Below are 21,147 nucleotides of genomic sequence, written 5' to 3'. Positions count from 1 at the left end.
TTCGAGTCTCTCAAATTTTTGCAAGTCGATGATGAATCGAAAGAAACATCTTCGGGTTGTGAGGTTAAGCGACTAAGCGTACACGGTGGATGCCCTGGCAGTCAGAGGCGATGAAGGACGTGCTAATCTGCGATAAGCGTCGGTAAGGTGATATGAACCGTTATAACCGGCGATTTCCGAATGGGGAAACCCAGTGTGATTCGTCACACTATCATTACGTGAATACATAGCGTAATGAAGCGAACCGGGGGAACTGAAACATCTAAGTACCCCGAGGAAAAGAAATCAACCGAGATTCCCCCAGTAGCGGCGAGCGAACGGGGAGCAGCCCAGAGTCTGAATCAGCATGTGTGTTAGTGGAAGCGTCTGGAAAGTCGCACGATACAGGGTGAAAGTCCCGTACACAAAAGTGCATGTGTTGTGAACTCGAAGAGTAGGGCGGGACACGTGGTATCCTGTCTGAATATGGGGGGACCATCCTCCAAGGCTAAATACTCCTGACTGACCGATAGTGAACCAGTACCGTGAGGGAAAGGCGAAAAGAACCCCGGCGAGGGGAGTGAAAAAGAACCTGAAACCGTGTACGTACAAGCAGTGGGAGCACCCTTTGGGGTGTGACTGCGTACCTTTTGTATAATGGGTCAGCGACTTATATTCTGTAGCAAGGTTAACCGAATAGGGGAGCCGAAGGGAAACCGAGTCTTAACTGGGCGTTAAGTTGCAGGGTATAGACCCGAAACCCGGTGATCTAGCCATGGGCAGGTTGAAGGTTGGGTAACACTAACTGGAGGACCGAACCGACTAATGTTGAAAAATTAGCGGATGACTTGTGGCTGGGGGTGAAAGGCCAATCAAACCGGGAGATAGCTGGTTCTCCCCGAAAGCTATTTAGGTAGCGCCTCGTGAACTCATCTTCGGGGGTAGAGCACTGTTTCGGCTAGGGGGTCATCCCGACTTACCAACCCGATGCAAACTGCGAATACCGAAGAATGTTATCACGGGAGACACACGGCGGGTGCTAACGTCCGTCGTGAAGAGGGAAACAACCCAGACCGCCAGCTAAGGTCCCAAAGTCATGGTTAAGTGGGAAACGATGTGGGAAGGCACAGACAGCCAGGATGTTGGCTTAGAAGCAGCCATCATTTAAAGAAAGCGTAATAGCTCACTGGTCGAGTCGGCCTGCGCGGAAGATGTAACGGGGCTAAACCATGCACCGAAGCTGCGGCAGCGACACTATGTGTTGTTGGGTAGGGGAGCGTTCTGTAAGCCGTTGAAGGTGTATCGTGAGGTATGCTGGAGGTATCAGAAGTGCGAATGCTGACATAAGTAACGATAATGCGGGTGAAAAACCCGCACGCCGGAAGACCAAGGGTTCCTGTCCAACGTTAATCGGGGCAGGGTGAGTCGACCCCTAAGGCGAGGCCGAAAGGCGTAGTCGATGGGAAACAGGTTAATATTCCTGTACTTGGTGTTACTGCGAAGGGGGGACGGAGAAGGCTATGTTAGCCGGGCGACGGTTGTCCCGGTTTAAGCATGTAGGCGGAGGTTCCAGGTAAATCCGGTACCTTATTAACGCTGAGGTGTGATGACGAGGCACTACGGTGCTGAAGTAACAAATGCCCTGCTTCCAGGAAAAGCCTCTAAGCATCAGGTAACACGAAATCGTACCCCAAACCGACACAGGTGGTCAGGTAGAGAATACCAAGGCGCTTGAGAGAACTCGGGTGAAGGAACTAGGCAAAATGGTGCCGTAACTTCGGGAGAAGGCACGCTGATATGTAGGTGAAGTGGTTTACCCATGGAGCTGAAATCAGTCGAAGATACCAGCTGGCTGCAACTGTTTATTAAAAACACAGCACTGTGCAAACACGAAAGTGGACGTATACGGTGTGACGCCTGCCCGGTGCCGGAAGGTTAATTGATGGGGTTATCCGTAAGGAGAAGCTCTTGATCGAAGCCCCGGTAAACGGCGGCCGTAACTATAACGGTCCTAAGGTAGCGAAATTCCTTGTCGGGTAAGTTCCGACCTGCACGAATGGCGTAATGATGGCCAGGCTGTCTCCACCCGAGACTCAGTGAAATTGAACTCGCTGTGAAGATGCAGTGTACCCGCGGCAAGACGGAAAGACCCCGTGAACCTTTACTATAGCTTGACACTGAACACTGGTCCTTGATGTGTAGGATAGGTGGGAGGCTTTGAAGTGTGGACGCCAGTCTGCATGGAGCCATCCTTGAAATACCACCCTTTAATGGCTGGTGTTCTAACGTAGACCCGTAATCCGGGTTGCGGACAGTGTCTGGTGGGTAGTTTGACTGGGGCGGTCTCCTCCTAAAGAGTAACGGAGGAGCACGAAGGTTAGCTAATCCTGGTCGGACATCAGGAGGTTAGTGCAAAGGCATAAGCTAGCTTGACTGCGAGAGTGACGGCTCGAGCAGGTGCGAAAGCAGGTCTTAGTGATCCGGTGGTTCTGAATGGAAGGGCCATCGCTCAACGGATAAAAGGTACTCCGGGGATAACAGGCTGATACCGCCCAAGAGTTCATATCGACGGCGGTGTTTGGCACCTCGATGTCGGCTCATCACATCCTGGGGCTGAAGTAGGTCCCAAGGGTATGGCTGTTCGCCATTTAAAGTGGTACGCGAGCTGGGTTTAGAACGTCGTGAGACAGTTCGGTCCCTATCTGCCGTGGGCGCTGGAGAATTGAGGGGGGCTGCTCCTAGTACGAGAGGACCGGAGTGGACGCATCACTGGTGTTCGGGTTGTCATGCCAATGGCATTGCCCGGTAGCTAAATGCGGAAGAGATAAGTGCTGAAAGCATCTAAGCACGAAACTTGCCCCGAGATGAGTTCTCCCTGACTCCCTGAGAGTCCTGAAGGAACGTTGAAGACGACGACGTTGATAGGTCGGGTGTGTAAGTGTAGCGATACATTGAGCTAACCGATACTAATGAACCGTGAGGCTTAACCTTACAACGCCGAAGATGTTTTGGCGAAGAGACAGACACAAGATTCAGCTTGATTACAGATTAGATTGACATGCAAAAGCGTGTTGATAAACAGAATTTGCCTGGCGGCTGTAGCGCGGTGGTCCCACCTGACCCCATGCCGAACTCAGAAGTGAAACGCCGTAGCGCCGATGGTAGTGTGGGGTCTCCCCATGCGAGAGTAGGGAACTGCCAGGCATCAAATTAGAAGTATGGCACTGATTTTCGAGGCAGTTCACTACTCGATAGAGAGTAGGACAAAAGCGAAAGCTTTTGAACGTTGCGAAGCAACGGCCCGAAGGGTGAATCACAAAGTGATTCATAAACTGCCAGGCATCAAATTGCAGTAAACCGGGATGAAGAATCCGGGTGGTGACAAAGAAATTCGGTGGAGCGGTAGTTCAGTTGGTTAGAATACCTGCCTGTCACGCAGGGGGTCGCGGGTTCGAGTCCCGTCCGTTCCGCCACTTATTAAGAGCCCTGAGCTAACGCTCAGGGCTTTTTCTTTGTCTGCAATTTAATTATTGCTGAATCCGCAAATATCCTCTGCATTTTTCACTCTTTTTCTATAAAGAGCTAAAGCTCATAATCCTCTCAGTTAACGAACATAGTGATTATAAAGAGGAATTCTATGACTATCCCTGCATTCGGTTTAGGTACTTTCCGCCTGAAAGACGACGTGGTTATCGCTTCTGTTAAAACGGCGCTTGAGCTAGGCTACCGTGCTGTCGACACTGCACAAATCTATGATAATGAAGCGGCTGTTGGTCAGGCGATTGCCGAAAGTGGCGTACCGCGTAACGAGCTGTATATCACCACCAAGATCTGGATTGAAAATCTCAGCAAAGAAAAACTGATCCCAAGCCTGAAAGAAAGCCTGAAGAAGTTGCGTACAGATTATGTCGATCTGACGCTGATCCACTGGCCATCTCCAGGTGATGCGGTATCTGTTGAGGAATTCATGCAGGCGCTGCTCGAAGCAAAACAGCAGGGACTGACTCGTGAAATTGGTATCTCAAACTTCACCATTCCGCTGATGGAAAAAGCCATTGCCGCAGTAGGTGCAGAGAATATCGCGACTAACCAGATTGAGCTTTCTCCGTATCTGCAGAGCCGTAAGGTGGTTGACTGGGCGAAAGCACACGGTATCCACATCACCTCTTACATGACGCTGGCTTACGGTAAAGCGCTGAAAGATGAAGTGATTGCGCACATTGCCGCTAAACATAACGCGACCCCGGCGCAGGTTATTCTGGCATGGGCAATGGGGGAAGGTTACTCCGTAATTCCTTCTTCTACCAAACGTGAAAACCTGGCAAGCAACCTGCTGGCGCTGGAACTGCATCTGGATGCCGAAGATAAAAAAGCGATCGCGGCACTGGACTGCAACGATCGTCTGGTCAGCCCGGAAGGTCTGGCCCCTGATTGGGATTAATTGCCTGACCCTCTGTACCCATTAACCCTCTTTCACAGCTCCTTCGGGAGCTGTTCTTATATACTCACTTAAAAAGTCGATAAATGCCCGGATGCGCGTACTGACGGCACGATCGCTGTAATAAACTGCGCTAAAAGGCATCTCTACCGGCAGACGTTTATCTGCCAATAACTCCACCAGTTCACCCCGCGCGATCTCTTTATCTATCATATAATCTGAAAGACATGCGATGCCGTTGCCATTCAGGCAAAGCTGTTTTAGCGTTTCTCCACTGTTGGAAGAAATTCCGCACTCAACCTCATGCAGCTGTCCGTCGCTACAGGCAATCGGCCAGGTATTGAGTGAAACCGGTTCGGAAAACCCCAGACACAGATGCTGATTTAACTCCTCGACGCTCTCTGGCTTGCCAAAACGGGCAATGTAGTCCGGTGAGGCAATAATCTTACGATAGCTGGTAAATAGCGGACGCGCACGTAGACTCGAGTCAGTCAGTGTACCCGCTCGTATAGCAACATCCACTTTTCGTTCAATAAGATTGATGAACGTTTCTGAGGAGACGAGAGACAACGTCATCTCGGGATACCGTTCCCGGAACGGCTTGATTAGCGGCATCAGGAAATGCAACATCACCGGTGTTGCTGCGTCGATGCGCAGCAGGCCGCGCGGAGTATTACGCGACTCCATGATTTCAGTTTCTGCTGCAGCCATCTCTTGCAGTATCTGCTGCACCCGCCTGAAGTAGCGCTCTCCTTCTTCGGTCAGGCTTAGCTGTCGGGTCGTGCGATTAAGCAAACTGACGCCCAATTTCATCTCCAGCTTTTTTACTGCCCGGCTGACCGCAGAATTGGCTTGTCCAAGCTGTTCTGCCGCCCGGCTAAAGCTGCCGCTTTCCACTACCGCCACAAAAATTGCAAGTTCTTCGGAGGTTGCTTTCATTTTTGCACCTGACGCAAAATTATATTGAGATTTTGAATGTTTTTGTCATTAAAACATCCAGGCATACTGCGTGTCATCTGATTACTGATGTTACGGAGTTATTTATGCCTCTCGCTTTATTTGCACTAACAATAAGTGCCTTCGCTATAGGCACTACTGAGTTTGTGATTGTTGGTCTGGTGCCGACCATCGCTCAACAGCTGGCGATCTCGTTACCTTCAGCCGGGATGCTGGTTTCAATCTATGCGCTGGGTGTGGCAATTGGCGCGCCGGTACTGACCGCTCTGACCGGACGCCTGCCACGTAAACAGTTACTGGTTGCGCTGATGGTTCTGTTTACGGCGGGGAATTTGCTGGCATGGCAGGCACCCGGGTATATGACACTCATTATTGCTCGTCTGCTGACTGGACTGGCACACGGCGTATTCTTCTCGATTGGTTCTACCATCGCGACTAGTCTGGTGCCAAAAGAGAAAGCGGCTTCCGCCATTGCCATTATGTTTGGTGGCTTAACGGTGGCGCTGGTCACCGGCGTGCCGCTGGGAACATTTATCGGTCAACACTTTGGCTGGCGTGAGACTTTCCTCGCGGTATCAATGTTAGGCGTGATTGCACTGATCAGCAGCCAGTTACTGATCCCTGCCAACATTCCCGGTCGTGCAGCCGCCAGCATTCGCGACCAGGTGAAGGTACTGACTCATCCCCGTCTGTTGCTGATTTACGCCGTTACGGCACTGGGCTACGGCGGTGTATTCACGGCATTCACCTTCCTTGCACCGATGATGCAGGATCTGGCGGGATTCTCCCCGGCAGCAGTAAGCTGGATCTTACTGGGTTACGGTGTTTCAGTGGCTATCGGTAATATCTGGGGCGGTAAGCTGGCGGATAAACATGGTGCGGTTCCGGCGCTGAAATTCATTTTCGCCGCGCTGTTTGTTCTGCTGATGGTCTTCCAACTGACGGCCTCCACGCAATACGCCGCGCTGGCTACCATTCTGGTGATGGGGATCTTTGCCTTTGGTAACGTACCGGGATTGCAGGTCTACGTGGTACAGAAAGCTGAGCAATTTACGCCTAATGCTGTAGATGTGGCGTCAGGGTTAAACATTGCGGCGTTTAACATTGGGATTGCGCTGGGGTCAGTGATTGGCGGGCAAACGGTCGAGCATTATGGTTTAGCGCAGACGCCGTGGATTGGCGCCCTCATTGTTCTGGTAGCTTTCCTGCTGATGGGTGTCAGCGGTCGTCTTGATAAACCTGTGCGTGTTGCTCTGGGGTAAATCATTGATGTAAGCGCCCACTTACAAAACAAACTGCAATTGTTCGTTGAAAGTGAGTGCTAAAATCCCTATAACAGAAGAACCAGTCCGGCTGCGGACTGGTTGACGTTACAGAGGTTTGAAAGTCTAAAGTGCGAAAAAACACCTATGCCATGCGTTATGTTGCCGGACAACCCGCCGAGCGGATTTTACCGCCGGGGTCGTTTGCGCATATTGGCCAGGCATTATCCGCAGGCGTTCCGTTAAGCAGTGAAGACCGCATTCGCGTGCTGGTATGGAATATTTTTAAACAGCAGCGCGCAGAATGGCAGTCGGTGCTGAAGAATTTTGGCAAAGATGCGCATCTGGTATTATTACAGGAAGCGCAAACCACGCCAGAACTGGTGCAGTTTGCGACCGCTAACTACCTTGCTGCCGATCAGGTTCCTGCCTTTGTGCTGCCTCAGCATCCCTCTGGCGTCATGACGCTCTCTGCTGCTCATCCTGTTTACTGTTGTCCATTGCGCGAGCGTGAGCCTATTTTACGGCTGGCGAAATCGGCTCTGGTAACGGTGTATCCGCTGCCTGACTCTCGATTATTAATGGTGGTGAATATCCACGCGGTTAACTTTAGCCTCGGCGTCGATGTTTATAGTAAGCAGTTACTTCCCATTGGCGATCAGATTGCTCATCACAGCGGTCCGGTTATTATGGCCGGCGATTTCAATGCCTGGAGCCGTCGACGGATGAATGCGCTGTACCGCTTTGCGCGAGAAATGTCGCTGCGCCAGGTACGTTTTACTGACGATCAGCGCCGACGCGCGTTTGGTCGCCCTCTCGATTTTGTGTTCTATCGTGGTCTGAACGTGAGTGAAGCCTCTGTGCTGGTCACCCGTGCATCCGATCACAACCCGCTACTCGTTGAATTCAGTCCCGGCAAACCTGAACAATAACGGTGTGTCAGGTCTGCCGTAGGGCAGGCCTGTGATGGTTGCCCTTCCTATTTCACAACAACCGAAGGACAACACAATGACAACACGCTCTCACCATGACAACGTCGAAAAACAGTTTGGCTCTCAGGCTAATGCCTATTTAACCAGTGCGGTGCACGCCTCTGGCCGTGACTTGCTGCGTCTGGGGGAAAGGTTGTCGGCATTTCCGCAGGCCCGTGTGTTGGATATGGGATGTGGAGCGGGGCATGCCAGCTTTGTAGCCGCGCAACACGTAAAGCAGGTTGTGGCTTATGATTTATCGTCGCAGATGCTTGAGGTGGTCGCTGAGGCGGCAAAAGACAGAGGCCTGGAGAATGTCGCCACACGCCAGGGTTATGCCGAAAGTCTGCCATTTGAAGATAGCGAATTTGACGTGGTAATTAGCCGCTATTCTGCGCATCACTGGCATGATGTCGGACGCGCGCTGCGGGAAGTGAACCGCGTTCTGAAGCCCGGTGGTGTATTGATTGTGATGGATGTGATGTCGCCAGGCCACCCAGTACGTGATATCTGGTTGCAAACCGTGGAGGCGTTACGCGATACCTCGCACGTTCGTAACTATTCCAGTGGAGAGTGGCTGTCGTTAATCAACGATGCCAATTTGATTGCCGATACTTTGTTAACCGATCGCCTGCCACTGGAGTTCAGTTCGTGGGTCGCGAGGATGCGCACGCCTGTGGCGTTGAGCGACGCGATTCGTGCATACCAACAAAGTGCTTCTGCAGACGTGAAAGCCTACTTTGCGTTACAGGAAGATGGCTCGTTTACCAGCGACACGATAATGGTTGAGGCACATAAAGCGGGATAAATAAAAAAGGCACTGGGGGGAATCCAGTGCCTTCATTTCTACAATGCTATCAGGAGTCCGGCATACCGTTGTTTTTCACAAACAACGTGAGCTGATCGCCTGGCTGTAGATTGTCCGTATCGCTGTTCCAGCGCATGACATCTTTGATGTTAACCCCGTGACGTTTGGCAATGCTCGACAGCGAGTCGCCTTTACGCACACGATAGGTGATGCTATCGCTGTTATTCGCCAGACGCTGTGCGCTGGTACCCGCACCCACCGTCAGGTTTTGACCCACTTTCAGGGATGACCCGCGCAGATTATTCCACTGCTTAAGGTCATTGGTGCTCACGCCAAGGCGTGACGCGACGCCAGAAAGCGTATCGCCAGAGCGAACTTTGTAGCTACGACTGCTCAGCGGCGTGTTATCCGCGACCAGCGTTGACTGCACGGCTGCAATTTCGCCTGAAGCCAGAGACTCACGCAGCTTCTCTGCATGCTTCTTTGGCACCATCACATATTGCGGGCCGCTGGCACCCAACGTGGAGCCTTTCACGCCAGCATTGAAGGTCTTCAGCTTGCTGACGGAAATACCCGCCATATCGGCAACCTGAGCCATCTCAACCGGGCTACTCAGGCGAACACGTGCCAACGCGCGGCTTTCGTCTGTTGTTGGCAGACGTACGCCATAGCGTTTGCTGTTTTTGAGTATATCGCTCAATGCCAGCATTTTAGGCACGTATAGCTTCGTTTCCTGAGGCAATGGCAACGACCAGAAGTCAGTGGGTTTACCACGTGCTTTGTTCGTTTTGATTGCCTTCATGACACGACCTTCACCGCTATTATAAGCAGCAACGGTCAGCAGCCAGTCGCCATCAAACATCTTGTTCAGACGCTGCATCATGTCCAGCGCGGCGGTGGTGGAAGCCACAACGTCGCGACGTGCATCATAACTGCGGGTCTGTTTTAAACCATAATTGCGCCCCGTGCTCGGAATGATCTGCCAAATACCTGCGGCATTGGCGCCAGACGTTGCGTGAGGATCAAAAGCGCTCTCCACTATGGGTAGTAGTACCAGTTCCATAGGCATGTTACGTTTCTTAACCTGCCCGGCTATCCAGTACATATACGGCTCTGCCCGTAAAGTTACATCGTGGAGATAGCTCTTATTGCGTAAATACTTCTGTTTCTGTTCGCGAATCCGGCTGTTTTCCGGAATTCCCATCTTTAGCTCGTCACCAATGAAAGCCCACAAATCTTGATCAGCAGCGATAGATGTTCCGTCGTCCATCCATCGCGCCTGACTTGTAAACTTTCCTGCTTCCCCTTGACCAGCTGCAGAAAGGCTCTGTGCGTGTTGTTGGACGTTACCAGTATTCTGGCACCCAACAAGCAGGACAGAGGCGAGTAATATCGCTTTTGCCTTCATGTGTGTGTCAATAGTTGCTTAAAAGACGACCGATCATAACGGCGAAGTTTTCAAAAGGCAACCCGGAATTGTCAGAACGTATCTTTCTTTGACCTTAACCAGGCAAAACGCTCTTCAGGTTGTTGCAATATTGTTTCTTTGTTGATTTCATTAATTAAATCAATATCTTCCGTTCTCAAAAAAAGATTATTTCGCCGCTCATTTTTCAGAATTACGGGTAGTGTCATTTGTTTTTTTACGCGTAACTCATTAACTTTACGATAATATTCATTTATGAACGAATCGTGCGGGAGAATGCTTAAGGCAAACTTCATGTTTGCTAATGTGTACTCATGTGCGCAACAAATTAATGTATCGTCAGGAAGTTCGTTTATTTTTTTAAGTGATTGATACATTTGAGTTGCTGTACCTTCGAAAAGTCGACCGCAACCGCCAGAAAAGAGCGTGTCACCACAAAATAAGTAAGGATGGCTAAAGTAACAGATATGTCCTAAAGTGTGACCCGGAGTAGCAATTACCCTAAATTCATGCCCCAAAACGAGTGCAATATCGCCATCTTCGACTACGTGTGTAGTTCCCTTATCTTGCGTTTCAGCCGGTCCGTATACCACTATTTGTGGGAAATGTTGCAGGAGTTCTTTCACACCGCCCACGTGATCCTGATGATGGTGGGTTAGCAGAATGGCTTCCGGCACCCAGTTATGCTCTGCAATGGCTTTCAAAACAGGAGCCGCTTCACCCGGGTCCACAATCAGACAATGCTGGTCATTATTTGACAGGACCCAGATGTAATTGTCCTGAAATGCAGGAATACTGTTAAGATTCATATATTACCTCTCAATGCGTAACGGAAGGTTGTGATGAAACCGGCAAGGATCCCTCAAACTGTCGTAGCGCCCGTTAGCTGGGATGATTTGCCCTGGGGCGAACACTATCGTGAGGCGCTGGAGCATCAGCTTAACCCGTGGTTTGCAAAAATGTACGGTTTTCATCTGCTTAAGGTTGGTAATTTAAGCGCAGAAATCGATTCTGAAGCGTGCGCGGTTTCTCATCAGGTAAATGTTTCTTTGCAGGGATCTCCCATGCAGGTGACGGCCGATCCTTTGCATCTTCCCTTTGCCGATAAGTCCGTGGATGTCTGTTTATTGGCCCATACGTTGCCGTGGTGCTCTGATCCGCATCGCCTACTGCGTGAAGCCGATCGCGTGTTGATTGATGATGGCTGGTTGATTCTGAGCGGCTTTAACCCGGTAAGCTTGATGGGATTGCGTAAACTGGTGCCCGTATTGCGCAAGACATCGCCCTATAACAGTCGGATGTTTACCCTCATGCGTCAACTGGACTGGCTATCATTACTGAATTTTGAAGTGCTGCACTATAGTCGTTTTCATGTTCTGCCCTGGAACAAGAAGGGCGGGAAAATGTTAAGCGCCCATATTCCCGCGCTGGGCTGTTTACAGCTGGTGGTTGCGCGCAAGCGAACCATTCCGCTTACGCTCAACCCGATGAAACAAAATAAAAGCAAAACGCCTATCCGTCATGCCGTTGGCGCGACCCGGCAATACCGTAAACCGGACGCTTAAGCCTCAGTCTGATACCCAATATCATCCTGAGTCGGGCTCATGGCCGCGGTGCGTGCAAGCTCATCGCAGCGTTCGTTTTCCGGATGGCCCGCATGGCCTTTAACCCATTCCCATTTGATTTGATGCGGCCCCAGCGCGGCATCGAGACGTTTCCACAGATCGACGTTCTTCACCGGTTTTTTATCTGCTGTTTTCCAGCCGCGCTTCTTCCAGTTGTGGATCCACTGCGTAATGCCCTGGCGCACATACTGGCTGTCCGTGCTGAGTATCACTTCACACTGTTCTTTCAGGGCTTCCAGCGCAACGATTGCCGCCATCAGCTCCATGCGATTATTAGTGGTGAGGTTGTAGCCCTCGCTAAAGGTTTTTTCGCGCCCGCGATAGCGTAAAATCGCCCCATAACCACCAGGCCCTGGATTTCCCAGGCAAGAACCATCGGTGAAAATTTCTACCTGTTTAAGCATCTCTGGTAGACTTCCTGTTTTAGCAAATCGAAATCAAACGATAAGTCTGACATAAATGACCGTTATGAGCACTGGAATTACACGACAGATCGTCCTCGATACCGAAACCACCGGTATGAACCAGATTGGCGCCCACTATGAAGGCCACAAGATCATTGAGATCGGTGCGGTTGAAGTGGTGAACCGCCGCCTGACCGGCAATAACTTCCACGTTTACCTGAAGCCGGATCGGCTGGTGGACCCGGAAGCGTTCGGCGTACACGGAATCGCAGACGAATTCCTGCTCGATAAACCTACGTTTGCCGATGTAGCCGACGAGTTTCTCGACTACATTCGCGGCGCGGAGCTGGTCATTCATAACGCATCGTTCGATATCGGCTTTATGGATTACGAATTCGCGAAGCTCAAGCGTGATATTCCGAAGACGAATGAATTTTGCAAAATAACCGATAGCCTGGCGCTGGCGAGGAAAATGTTTCCTGGCAAGCGAAACAGCCTTGATGCGTTATGCTCGCGCTATGAGATAGACAACAGTAAACGAACCCTGCACGGCGCATTGCTCGATGCCCAGATTCTGGCCGACGTTTATCTGATGATGACCGGCGGGCAGACCACCATGGCGTTCTCAATGGAAGGCGACAGCCAGCAGCAGAATGACACGGGGATCCAGCGTATTGTGCGACAGTCCAGCAAACTACGCGTTGTTTTCGCCACTGATGAAGAGTTAGCGGCGCATGAGTCACGCCTTGACCTGGTGCAGAAGAAAGGCGGAAGTTGCCTCTGGCGGGCATAGTTTGTACGTTTACCGTATGAAAATGGCCATTCGGGTGATTTTTGCAGCAAACGATTAAAAACGTGAGAAAAAGCGTTGACGAGGCGCGAGGCAATCCGTAATATTCGCTTCGTTCCCAAGCGGAACACAACGCGGAGTGGTAGTTCAGTTGGTTAGAATACCTGCCTGTCACGCAGGGGGTCGCGGGTTCGAGTCCCGTCCATTCCGCCACTATTCAGAAAGCCTGAATCAGAAATGATTCAGGCTTTCGTCGTTTTAGCCCGCCAAAAATAATAATCTCATTACCATACTTTATCGACCGCGCCCGAGCTTTCGGGTGGGTAACACATCAGGTCATCCTTAACCCGACGCATATCCAGAAGGCGATTAACTCGCGAAGTGGTTCATCACGCAGGCGAAGCGGGGTGAGAAGTTATCGCCAATAAGAACCGTTTCCTCATTCAGGTGCTTTAGCATATACAGCTTGTCGGCACGTTCGTAAGCGTCGAAGAAGAGATAGTCGACAGCGTCCGTTGCGTCATCATCGGGGGATTTTTCCCGACCATCGGGAGTGAGCATAAAAACGCCTGCGGTATGGCCGAGTGGACGGGCATAGCGAAAGAACAGTTTTCGGTTAACAGCGAACTCGCCGTCGTCACTTTTGAGTTTCCCCTGGACTGACAATGAAAGGTGTCCGGAGTTGTAGCTGGTTATCAGCATTATTCCGTGGAGTTCCTTTTTTGTATTCTGGATGTCGAGTATCGACGTGAATTCCGAGGAGCAGGAAAAACTGATTTCTTGTTTTTTCGCATTCCCGGCGATAATAAAAAAAGCGATAGCCGCTAGCCCAAAAATGGCAATCACGACTGACCATAGTAAAGGAGAGTGATCGCTTTCCTGCTTCATATCATTCCTCATGATGGCGATACTGGCTGATGCAATGGTAATAGCCGAGGTTTAGCCCGCATTCAGCGGCAAACGACCACTCAACCAGATTATGGTTGCTCGCCCAGGTATTGAGATACAGATCTTTTGGGTACGAACAGTTGGGGTTAATACCCACGGACTTGAAAATATCCAGCGCTTTTTTTTCGGTTATGGTGTCGGTGAGGGCGTTTCCTAATATATGCACACGGCATTGCTCGTAGTCGATAGTCCGCAGGATCGCCGCGTCCGTCATCGCGATTTCATTGGGTATCCATGTTAACCACGCTGTCGCCAGCACGGCGATGCTGGTAATTAACGTTGTTATCGTGACAGGCCACAGGTTTCGTTTCTTTTTCCTGGGCGTCAATGCAACATTGACTATTCTGGTGGGCGCTTGCGATTCCTCCAGTTGCTGAATATTGATACTGGCGTCGCTCATCCGAAATCCTATTCGCGGAATGGTGACGATCAGTTCTGCAGGATGGCCCGTAGACGTTATTGCTTTGCGCAGAAATGAAATGTGCTGATTGAGATTAGCATCCGTCGCTCTGGCGCCATTATGCTGGAAAACATTCCGCAGAATTTCATCGCGCGAGGATATCTCTTTACCATTTTGCAACAGATAGAGCAGTAATTGTGTTGCCACATTATTCAATGTGGCCATTTCACCAGATGCCAGGTCTTTTAGGGTATTTTTATGTGGTCTGAAAACTAAGCCTTCACCAATAATTACGGATTTAATTTTGTTTATTGGTATATGAGAAATCACTGATGTCTCCTTTAAAGCAGGATATCTCGCATTCGAGTGGGGGAAGCAATAGCATAACATAATTCATTTATAAAAAATGATTGTGCCATAGATCGCTTTATTAATATTTATATAACAATCTCTTAATATATCTAATAGAATCCTCCAATCTCCTTCATCTCTTTCACTATCTTATTGTCATTACTCGCTTTTGATGCCCAATTTCATTTTTACAAAACATTCATAAATACATTTTGCCTGTTCTTCTGGCTAAATAAAAAAATAGTTGATAGATAAAAACTCTATAAAAATTATAAATAATAGATATTAACACTGGTGTTGGCGTGTTTTTTGGATATTTTTTAGGTAAACGATCGTTCTACAGACAGTGTTACAACACGATTCCCTGAGTTTGATTAATACCGGATTTTTGCATTGTGTCATTTTTTCGTCGACTTAATATAAGCCCCGAAACAGCGTAAACAACTGTGGGCGGTATTTCGGATGGAATACCAATGAAGTTCAAAATACAGGGTGGCTTGAGATGGATTGTTTGCAAGGAAATGCACTTCCGCCACCTGCAGATCAGGGTTTCCCTTGCATAAATTGTCTGTGGAAATAGATCGTCGGAATAACCAAAAAACAGATATAAGGTTAAGTAGTAATATGAAAATGAAAAACGTGGCTGTGGCTTGTGCGCTGATGGCGGGAATGACTTTTACTGCATCTTCTGCTTTCGCTGCAAAAAATGTTGAACCGACTAACGGTAAAATTCACTTCACTGGTTCTCTGGTTAATTCCGCATGCGGTCTGGCCCCAGAATCCAGCCCGGTGCAGGTTAATTTTGGTGAGATCCCAACTTCTCAGTTAAAAGACAACCAACGTGCTGGTGTTAAGCATGCCAAAATCGTTCTGCAGGGCTGCGATACAACTGTTGCGAAAACCGCCACAGTAACCTACACCCCGGCAACGATTGATACCGACAACAATGCGCTGGCTGCATTTACCTCGGGTACAGCAAAGGGCGCGGGCATCGGTATGATTGACAGTGGTAACCAGGACGTGAAATGGGGCGAAGCCGCATCTCAGGTCAACATTACCGATGGCGAAACCGACATTGATTTCGTTGCTTACCTGCAGGCCAACAACGCATCCGCAGCCGTAACCCCGGGTGACTTCGAATCTACCGTTAATTTCCAGATCGATTATCAGTAACGATCTGCTGCGGGCGCAATTATGCGCCTGCTTAACCCTTCCTGCGAATAACTGAAAGGAAATGCGGTGATGCCTGGATGGCGTATTTTACTGCTTTTTATCTTCATATCGCCTGCATGGGTTTTGGCTGACACCCATCGTCTTGTCAGTACGCCCGGCAAAATGCGCATACGGGGAAATATTATTGAGGCTGCCTGTTATGTCGATCCACGCGACCGGTCGCTGCTGGTTGAATTTGATGACCTCTCAGCCAGAGATATTTCCGGAAAACCTGAAAAAGTATCTGCGCATGATTTCAGCATTCATTTGCTGGGATGTTCATTAGGGGATTCTCAACACCCCGGGAATCTGTTCCAACGCGCCAATATTACCTTTTCCGGCGCACCGGATAGTGACAATCCTGATTATCTGAGCGTGCAATCGGAAACTGAAAATTTAGCGATAGAAATATATGACGGCAAAGGCAAGCAAATTCATTTGGGTGAGCCATCACCGGATTATGCGCTTAACCCAGGGAAAAACACGCTCAATTTTACGGCTTATTTGATCTCCCGCGACGGAAGAATGACGTCTGGTGAATTTACTGCAGTCACGCATTTTGTTGTGAATTATCTCTGAGCTGCACAGCAATTCGGGTATCTGAAGGTTTGCGAACGAAAATGATCACGCTGAAAACAGATAAAAAACGTCTGGCGCTTTTAATTGCTCTGGTCTGTGCCTCTTCATGGGCTGAAGCGGATGAGTCTATTGAATTTAATACTGACGTCCTGGATGCCAGTGACAGACAAAATGTCGATTTACAGCGTTTTTCCGAAGGCAACTTTGTGACTCCCGGAGAATATCTGCTGGATGTTCGTATTAACAGCCAGGAGATTCCTCAGCAGTCGATCCGTTATATCGTTGATCCTGCCAACTCGCATAAATCCATGGCGTGCCTGACGCCGCAACAGCTCGAATTACTGGCGCTCAAAGAAGAGGCGCTGACCTATATTCATCCGATTAGCGCGACCTGCTATGACATTTCCCGCCTGCCGGGTGTGGTGCTGAATAATAGCGCAGGCGTACTGGACATTACCGTGCCTCAGGCATGGATGAAATATACCGATCCAGACTGGACGCCGCCGGAGCGCTGGGATAACGGCGTCGCGGGACTGATTTTCGACTACAGCGTTTCGGGCCAGGCCACACATTACGAACAAGGTGGCGATCATTACCGCTCACTGTCTGGTTATGGACAGACGGGCTTTAACCTCGGCGCGTGGCGCTTTCGTGGTCAGTATCAGGCCAATTATGCTTCGGATGAAAATCGTGGGCGTATCGACTGGGATCAGATCTATGCCTATCGCCCGTTACCGATGCAGGCTGCAAAACTGACGGTCGGTGAAATATATCTGAATTCCCAGGTGTTTGATTCAGTGCGATTTACGGGGGCTAACCTTGCCAGCGACGAGCGCATGCTACCACCGAATTTGCAGGGCTACGCGCCCGAAGTGCACGGCATCGCCCGCAGTAATGCGAAGGTCACCGTCAGTCAGCAGGGGCGTGTTATCTATCAAACCACTGTTCCAGCAGGGCCATTTAATATTCAGGATCTACACGGCTCGGTACGCGGCACGCTGGATGTTCGCGTCGAAGAGCAGGATGGCAGCGTACAAACCTTTCAGGTCAATACGGCCGATATCCCTTACCTGACGCGCCCGGGCTATGTTCGTTATAACGCCGCCGTCGGTAAGCCATCGCGTTATAACCACGACGTCCAGGGACCTGCATTTTATAGCGGTGATTTTTCATGGGGGGTCAGCAATGCGTGGTCACTGTACGGTGGCGCGTTACTCACTGGCGATCGCTATAACGCCTGGTCGATGGGGATTGGGCGGGATTTGAGCTGGCTGGGCGCGCTGTCGGCTGATGCGACGCAATCCGTGAGCCGGGTGAAGCATCAGGCTGAACAAAAAGGGATGTCCTTTAAGCTCAGTTATGCCAAAACCTTTGATGAATACAACAGCGCCATCACCTTTGCCGGTTACCGTTTTTCACAGCGTAACTTCCGCACCTTCTCGCAGTTCCTCGACGAGCAGTATGAAAATAACAACAGCGCCGGCAACGAAAAAGAGATGTACACCATCACCGGTAACAAGACCTTTTTTGCTGACGACCCGCAATTAGCGACCACGCTGTACCTGACCTATACCCACCAGAATTACTGGGATCGTGGCTCTCAGGATCGTTACGGGGTGTCGATGGGGCACAGCTTTTCGTTCGCAGGCATTCAGGGGATCAGCGCCAACCTTGCCGCTTACCGCTCTGAGTACCAGGGCAAACGGGACGACAGCCTTTCGCTGTCCATTTCGGTGCCATGGAGCGATGGCCGCTCAATGGATTATGAAGTGCAAAACAGCGGTAGCCAGACCAGTCAGATGGTTTCGTATTCCGATAACCGCGACCGTAACAATCCATGGCGACTGCGCGCAGGGGTTTCCGGTGAAGGGCACACCGCGTTTGATGGTTACTACAAGCATCGCAGCATGATGGCGGAACTGGAATCTAACGTCAGCTGGCAGCAATCACGTTATTTCTCCGTTGGCGGCACGATGCGCGGCGGCTTTACCGCAACGCGTCATGGTGCGGCACTACACAACAGCCAGGCGTCGATGAATACCGCCAGGGTGATGGTTGATACCGACGGTGTGGCGAATGTACCGCTGAACGGCGAACAGGCGCACTCAAACCGCTTCGGTATTGCCGTCGTACCGGACGTCGTCAGCTATCACAGCTTTGATACCCGTATCGATGTGGACGCAATGGACGAGGACATTTCCGCGACCAAAGCCATCGTCACCAACACCCTGACGGAAGGCGCGATTGGTTATCAGCGCTTCGCTGTGGCGCAGGGGCAAAAAATGATGGCGCTGCTGCGCCTGAAAGATGGTTCGGTACCGCCGTTTGGTGCCGAAGTGTTTAACGCCAACGGTGTCAGCGTCGCCATGGTGATGGAAAACGGCATGGCCTGGATTGCGGGTGTGAATCCAGCCGAGCGTCTTTCTGTTGCCTGGGGCGGTCGCGCGCAGTGTCACTTACAGGTGCCGCAACAAATCAACCCGGAAGGTAACGTGCTGTTGCCTTGTGAATAATATCAATAACCTGAATGAATTTTGTCATGAAAAATCAAGCATTTTACTCCGTGCAGCGTTGGCTCAAACCCGTGGTCTGCGGTCTGCTTTTTATTGCAGAGATCAACGCCTCATGGGCGGGCATTGCACTTGACCGTACCCGTCTGATTATCACCGGTGATGCGCGATCTGTCAGTGCGAACTTAACCAACACCAGTCCGAGCATTCCGTTTCTGGCTCAGTCGTGGGTGGAAGACGCCAATGGAACAAAAATTACCTCGCCGTTGATGGTTTTACCGCCGCTACAACGGATTAACGGCGGGCAAAAGGGCATTGCGCGTGTGACAAAAACCAGCGGTATTAACGCTTTGCCGCAGGATCGCGAAAGTCTGTTCTACCTGAACGTGCGTGAAATTCCGCCCAAGCCGGATAAGCCGAACGTGCTGCAACTGGCGATGCAGTCGCGCATCAAACTGTTCTACCGTCCGACCGCCATCGTGCCGGAAACACCGGGCGCCGTGTGGCAAAACCAACTGGTCTTTCATAAGCAGGGGCAGCGCTGGAGTGTGGATAACCCAACGCCGTACTTCGTTACCTTAATCGGCTTAAGCCGCAAGCCTGAAGCGCAGGGCGGCGACAGGCTGACTGACTTCCCTGGGATTATGGTTTCACCAAAGTCCTCTCTCGATTTCAGCGTGGCCGACGGCAGCGTTAGCCAGTTCAGCATGATGTATGTGAACGATTTTGGCGGTCATCCCGAATTGAAATTCAGCTGCACAGGCAATGTGTGTAAAGCATTGCCGATGGAGCAACAGCCCCGGTAACAGGATTCGTAAATGAAAAAGATGCTTTGCGCTCTGCTGATGGCGGGCATGGCCTGCTCGGTTCAGGCCACAAGCGGTCGCCAGGATATGAGCAATGTGTCCGGCGAGTATGGCAACGTCCGCTTTCATGGTCGGGTGTTCGTTTCGCCGTGCGTGCTGGATATGGCCTCCCGCGATCAGACTATCGATCTTGGTGATATTTCCGCCGGCCGATTTCGCCAGGGCGGCGATCGCAGCGATCCGGTATTGGTCACGCTGTATCTGAATGGCTGTTTAAAGGGCTCCGGTCATACCTTAAGGGATTTCCCCGGGCAGACCAGTGAGATGCCTGAGCTGGCGCACAGCACGGTGGAGCGTGGTGTTTCGATGACGCTAATGGCTGAAGGCGCACCGGAAAACAGCGATTTGGGGCGCATTCGTGGTGATGTTCGCGGCGCGGGCATCCGGCTACTGACTGAACGTAATCAGTTAATCCACCTGAACCAACCGCAACGCATGTGGATCCTCAAACCGGGCGATAACGCCATTCATTTTCTTGCCGCGCTGGAATCTTTTGGGCGAGAGGTGACCGCCGGAGAATTTAACGGTCTGGTCAGACTTAAGCTGGAGTATCTATGAGCGTATTTCGTAACACGCTGTTGTGGTTGGTGCTGGCAGGTTGTCCGTTGGCCGGGCAGGCATTTACACAGGGAGAAGGTGAGCCGGAAGGTGGGTCGCCGCATCAGTACGATATTGAACTGAGCTCGCTGGATGTCAGTAAAAACCACGTGGGTGGCAGAACGGAGCCGTTCCCATGGAATCTGGGCGGCTGGTATGTGGTGAATTTCTATTGCGAACAGGCTGACATCTCCCGAGCACCAATTTACTACACCACCACAACCACGATGCCGCCTTCAAATCAGGGGGCGAACCGTTTTCGGCTAAACGAGTATCTGGATGTGGAAGTTCAGGTGTGGGTTGCCGGGGGCTATAAAAAATATGTGCAGGCGCCTTTTACCAACGTTTCAAACCGCAACAGCAACAACAGCTGTAAAAAGCGTAAGGGCTACACGCGAGCGACTAACGTTGAAAGTGGTTCAAAAGGGAAAGTGACGTTTATTGTCACTAAACCCATTATCAATGGCATCAATATCACTTCCCAGTCGCTGGTGGAGGTGGCCGGGCGCATGGGAAGCGCGGGACCTACGCCAACCACGGCGATTTCTCGCGTGGTGATTAAATCCGGGCTAATTACCGTCCCGGACAAATGCACCTTCAACCGGGGAGACAAAATCAGCATTGAGTTTGGCGATCTGCCTGGATCCGCTGCCCGGCTCAACGGCACTAACTACAGCAAGTCAGTCCCTATACATGTGGTCTGTGAAGGTGGGAGCTTCGATCAGGGCGCGCTGAACATTAATCTTGGTATACAAACGACCACGGCGTCAGGCACGGCGGGGTTTAACGGTAATCTCCTTGGCACGCTGAGCGGCGGACAAAAGCGCGACGATCTCGGCATTATGCTTAAAGACGAAAGCGGTGGCACCGTCGTGCCCAATCAATTCTACAACGTGAAGGGATTTTACCAGAATCAGGGCGACTGGAATCTCACCGCCGCGCCGGTGGCAAAGCCGGGCGTGGGAAGCGTGAAAGAAGGTGAATTTGAAGCCTCTGCCACCGTTGTCGCGCAGTTTCAGTAGGG

Annotated in this window: 17 protein-coding genes, 2 tRNA genes, 2 rRNA genes and 1 pseudogene; 16 read left to right on the top strand and 6 right to left on the bottom strand. The window is 50.8% G+C overall.

Going from position 1 to position 21,147, the window contains the following annotated elements; translation table 11 throughout:
• Positions 1–62: 62 nt before the first annotated feature.
• The 4 genes from GHC22_RS18680 (at position 63) to dkgB (ending at position 4,420) form a co-directional block, all read left to right on the top strand.
• Positions 63–2,970: ribosomal RNA gene (locus GHC22_RS18680) — 23S ribosomal RNA — on the top strand.
• A gap of 97 nt (positions 2,971–3,067) precedes the next feature.
• Positions 3,068–3,183, top strand: a 5S ribosomal RNA gene (gene rrf, locus GHC22_RS18675).
• Positions 3,184–3,375: 192 nt separating this feature from the next.
• Positions 3,376–3,452, top strand: a tRNA-Asp gene (locus GHC22_RS18670).
• 164 nt (positions 3,453–3,616) lie between these two features.
• The gene (gene dkgB / locus GHC22_RS18665) at positions 3,617–4,420 is read left to right on the top strand and encodes a 2,5-didehydrogluconate reductase DkgB (protein ID WP_003830794.1); all 804 of its coding nucleotides are present in this window, start codon (positions 3,617–3,619) and stop codon (positions 4,418–4,420) included.
• 21 nt (positions 4,421–4,441) lie between these two features.
• Here dkgB and yafC read toward each other — a convergent pair whose 3' ends face one another.
• On the bottom strand, positions 4,442–5,356 hold the full coding sequence (yafC, locus tag GHC22_RS18660) for a DNA-binding transcriptional regulator YafC (protein ID WP_008783768.1): 915 nt from the start codon (positions 5,354–5,356) through the stop codon (positions 4,442–4,444).
• 104 nt (positions 5,357–5,460) lie between these two features.
• Here yafC and GHC22_RS18655 point away from each other — a divergent pair, with 104 nt between their 5' ends.
• From GHC22_RS18655 to GHC22_RS18645, 3 genes are all read left to right on the top strand, one after another.
• On the top strand, positions 5,461–6,636 hold the full coding sequence (locus GHC22_RS18655) for an MFS transporter (RefSeq protein WP_153687921.1): 1,176 nt from the start codon (positions 5,461–5,463) through the stop codon (positions 6,634–6,636).
• Between the two features lie 131 nt (positions 6,637–6,767).
• Positions 6,768–7,568 (top strand): endonuclease/exonuclease/phosphatase family protein, encoded by an 801-nt coding sequence (locus tag GHC22_RS18650; protein WP_153753707.1) that lies wholly within the window; start codon positions 6,768–6,770, stop codon positions 7,566–7,568.
• Between the two features lie 76 nt (positions 7,569–7,644).
• Positions 7,645–8,415, top strand: coding sequence for a class I SAM-dependent methyltransferase (locus tag GHC22_RS18645; protein ID WP_153753706.1), 771 nt, complete (start codon positions 7,645–7,647; stop codon positions 8,413–8,415).
• A gap of 49 nt (positions 8,416–8,464) precedes the next feature.
• Here the strand turns inward: GHC22_RS18645 and mltD are convergent, their stop codons facing one another.
• On the bottom strand, positions 8,465–9,823 hold the full coding sequence (gene mltD / locus GHC22_RS18640) for a murein transglycosylase D (protein WP_153753705.1): 1,359 nt from the start codon (positions 9,821–9,823) through the stop codon (positions 8,465–8,467).
• Between the two features lie 71 nt (positions 9,824–9,894).
• On the bottom strand, positions 9,895–10,650 hold the full coding sequence (gloB, locus tag GHC22_RS18635) for a hydroxyacylglutathione hydrolase (protein WP_008783773.1): 756 nt from the start codon (positions 10,648–10,650) through the stop codon (positions 9,895–9,897).
• Between the two features lie 33 nt (positions 10,651–10,683).
• Here gloB and GHC22_RS18630 point away from each other — a divergent pair, with 33 nt between their 5' ends.
• Positions 10,684–11,406: a class I SAM-dependent methyltransferase gene (locus GHC22_RS18630; RefSeq protein ID WP_048214878.1), complete on the top strand. Its 723-nt coding sequence runs from the start codon at positions 10,684–10,686 to the stop codon at positions 11,404–11,406.
• Here the strand turns inward: GHC22_RS18630 and rnhA are convergent.
• Positions 11,403–11,981: pseudogene (rnhA, locus tag GHC22_RS18625) on the bottom strand (ribonuclease HI). The gene GHC22_RS18630 and the pseudogene rnhA overlap by 4 nt on opposite strands.
• On the opposite strand from rnhA, the gene dnaQ reads away from it, so the two are divergent.
• Positions 11,935–12,663: a DNA polymerase III subunit epsilon gene (dnaQ, locus tag GHC22_RS18620; RefSeq protein WP_095533177.1), complete on the top strand. Its 729-nt coding sequence runs from the start codon at positions 11,935–11,937 to the stop codon at positions 12,661–12,663. The pseudogene rnhA and the gene dnaQ sit on opposite strands and share 47 nt — an antisense overlap.
• Positions 12,664–12,796: 133 nt before the next feature.
• Positions 12,797–12,873, top strand: a tRNA-Asp gene (locus tag GHC22_RS18615).
• A gap of 156 nt (positions 12,874–13,029) precedes the next feature.
• Here GHC22_RS18615 and GHC22_RS18610 read toward each other — a convergent pair.
• Positions 13,030–13,548 carry a hypothetical protein gene (locus GHC22_RS18610; RefSeq protein WP_003830806.1) on the bottom strand — a complete coding sequence of 173 codons (519 nt, stop codon included), beginning with the start codon at positions 13,546–13,548 and terminating at the stop codon, positions 13,030–13,032.
• Between the two features lies 1 nt (position 13,549).
• A complete protein-coding gene (locus tag GHC22_RS18605) occupies positions 13,550–14,233 on the bottom strand; it encodes a winged helix-turn-helix domain-containing protein (protein ID WP_228553202.1) in 684 nt (227 codons plus the stop codon).
• Between the two features lie 750 nt (positions 14,234–14,983).
• Here GHC22_RS18605 and GHC22_RS18600 point away from each other — a divergent pair.
• From GHC22_RS18600 to GHC22_RS18575, 6 genes are all read left to right on the top strand, one after another.
• Positions 14,984–15,532 carry a fimbrial protein gene (locus GHC22_RS18600; RefSeq protein WP_003830808.1) on the top strand — a complete coding sequence of 183 codons (549 nt, stop codon included), beginning with the start codon at positions 14,984–14,986 and terminating at the stop codon, positions 15,530–15,532.
• Positions 15,533–15,601: 69 nt separating this feature from the next.
• Positions 15,602–16,150, top strand: coding sequence for a fimbrial protein (locus tag GHC22_RS18595; protein WP_153753704.1), 549 nt, complete (start codon positions 15,602–15,604; stop codon positions 16,148–16,150).
• Positions 16,151–16,191: 41 nt separating this feature from the next.
• A complete protein-coding gene (locus GHC22_RS18590) occupies positions 16,192–18,663 on the top strand; it encodes a fimbria/pilus outer membrane usher protein (RefSeq protein ID WP_079935333.1) in 2,472 nt (823 codons plus the stop codon).
• Between the two features lie 26 nt (positions 18,664–18,689).
• The gene (locus GHC22_RS18585; RefSeq protein ID WP_100247262.1) at positions 18,690–19,466 is read left to right on the top strand and encodes a molecular chaperone; all 777 of its coding nucleotides are present in this window, start codon (positions 18,690–18,692) and stop codon (positions 19,464–19,466) included.
• A 12-nt stretch (positions 19,467–19,478) separates the two neighbouring features.
• On the top strand, positions 19,479–20,084 hold the full coding sequence (locus GHC22_RS18580) for a fimbrial protein (RefSeq protein ID WP_032942421.1): 606 nt from the start codon (positions 19,479–19,481) through the stop codon (positions 20,082–20,084).
• The gene (locus GHC22_RS18575) at positions 20,081–21,145 is read left to right on the top strand and encodes a fimbrial protein (protein WP_153753703.1); all 1,065 of its coding nucleotides are present in this window, start codon (positions 20,081–20,083) and stop codon (positions 21,143–21,145) included. The genes GHC22_RS18580 and GHC22_RS18575 overlap by 4 nt, the downstream gene beginning before the upstream one ends.
• Positions 21,146–21,147 lie beyond the last annotated feature (2 nt).

It is taken from the genome of Citrobacter sp. H12-3-2 (assembly GCF_009649895.1).
Classification (GTDB): domain Bacteria; phylum Pseudomonadota; class Gammaproteobacteria; order Enterobacterales; family Enterobacteriaceae; genus Citrobacter; species Citrobacter portucalensis.
This window is presented reverse-complemented; position numbering and strand designations above follow the sequence as displayed.

Bases quoted from the DNA above. Each gene is read 5' to 3' on its own strand.
- dkgB (WP_003830794.1), top strand. From the start codon at position 3,617: ATGACTATCCCTGCATTCGGTTTAGGTACTTTCCGCCTGAAAGACGAC.
- yafC (WP_008783768.1), bottom strand. From the start codon at position 5,356: ATGAAAGCAACCTCCGAAGAACTTGCAATTTTTGTGGCGGTAGTGGAA.
- GHC22_RS18655 (WP_153687921.1), top strand. From the start codon at position 5,461: ATGCCTCTCGCTTTATTTGCACTAACAATAAGTGCCTTCGCTATAGGC.
- GHC22_RS18645 (WP_153753706.1), top strand. From the start codon at position 7,645: ATGACAACACGCTCTCACCATGACAACGTCGAAAAACAGTTTGGCTCT.
- mltD (WP_153753705.1), bottom strand. From the start codon at position 9,823: ATGAAGGCAAAAGCGATATTACTCGCCTCTGTCCTGCTTGTTGGGTGC.
- gloB (WP_008783773.1), bottom strand. From the start codon at position 10,650: ATGAATCTTAACAGTATTCCTGCATTTCAGGACAATTACATCTGGGTC.
- GHC22_RS18630 (WP_048214878.1), top strand. From the start codon at position 10,684: ATGAAACCGGCAAGGATCCCTCAAACTGTCGTAGCGCCCGTTAGCTGG.
- dnaQ (WP_095533177.1), top strand. From the start codon at position 11,935: ATGAGCACTGGAATTACACGACAGATCGTCCTCGATACCGAAACCACC.
- GHC22_RS18610 (WP_003830806.1), bottom strand. From the start codon at position 13,548: ATGAAGCAGGAAAGCGATCACTCTCCTTTACTATGGTCAGTCGTGATT.
- GHC22_RS18605 (WP_228553202.1), bottom strand. From the start codon at position 14,233: ATGGCCACATTGAATAATGTGGCAACACAATTACTGCTCTATCTGTTG.
- GHC22_RS18600 (WP_003830808.1), top strand. From the start codon at position 14,984: ATGAAAATGAAAAACGTGGCTGTGGCTTGTGCGCTGATGGCGGGAATG.
- GHC22_RS18595 (WP_153753704.1), top strand. From the start codon at position 15,602: ATGCCTGGATGGCGTATTTTACTGCTTTTTATCTTCATATCGCCTGCA.
- GHC22_RS18590 (WP_079935333.1), top strand. From the start codon at position 16,192: ATGATCACGCTGAAAACAGATAAAAAACGTCTGGCGCTTTTAATTGCT.
- GHC22_RS18585 (WP_100247262.1), top strand. From the start codon at position 18,690: ATGAAAAATCAAGCATTTTACTCCGTGCAGCGTTGGCTCAAACCCGTG.
- GHC22_RS18580 (WP_032942421.1), top strand. From the start codon at position 19,479: ATGAAAAAGATGCTTTGCGCTCTGCTGATGGCGGGCATGGCCTGCTCG.
- GHC22_RS18575 (WP_153753703.1), top strand. From the start codon at position 20,081: ATGAGCGTATTTCGTAACACGCTGTTGTGGTTGGTGCTGGCAGGTTGT.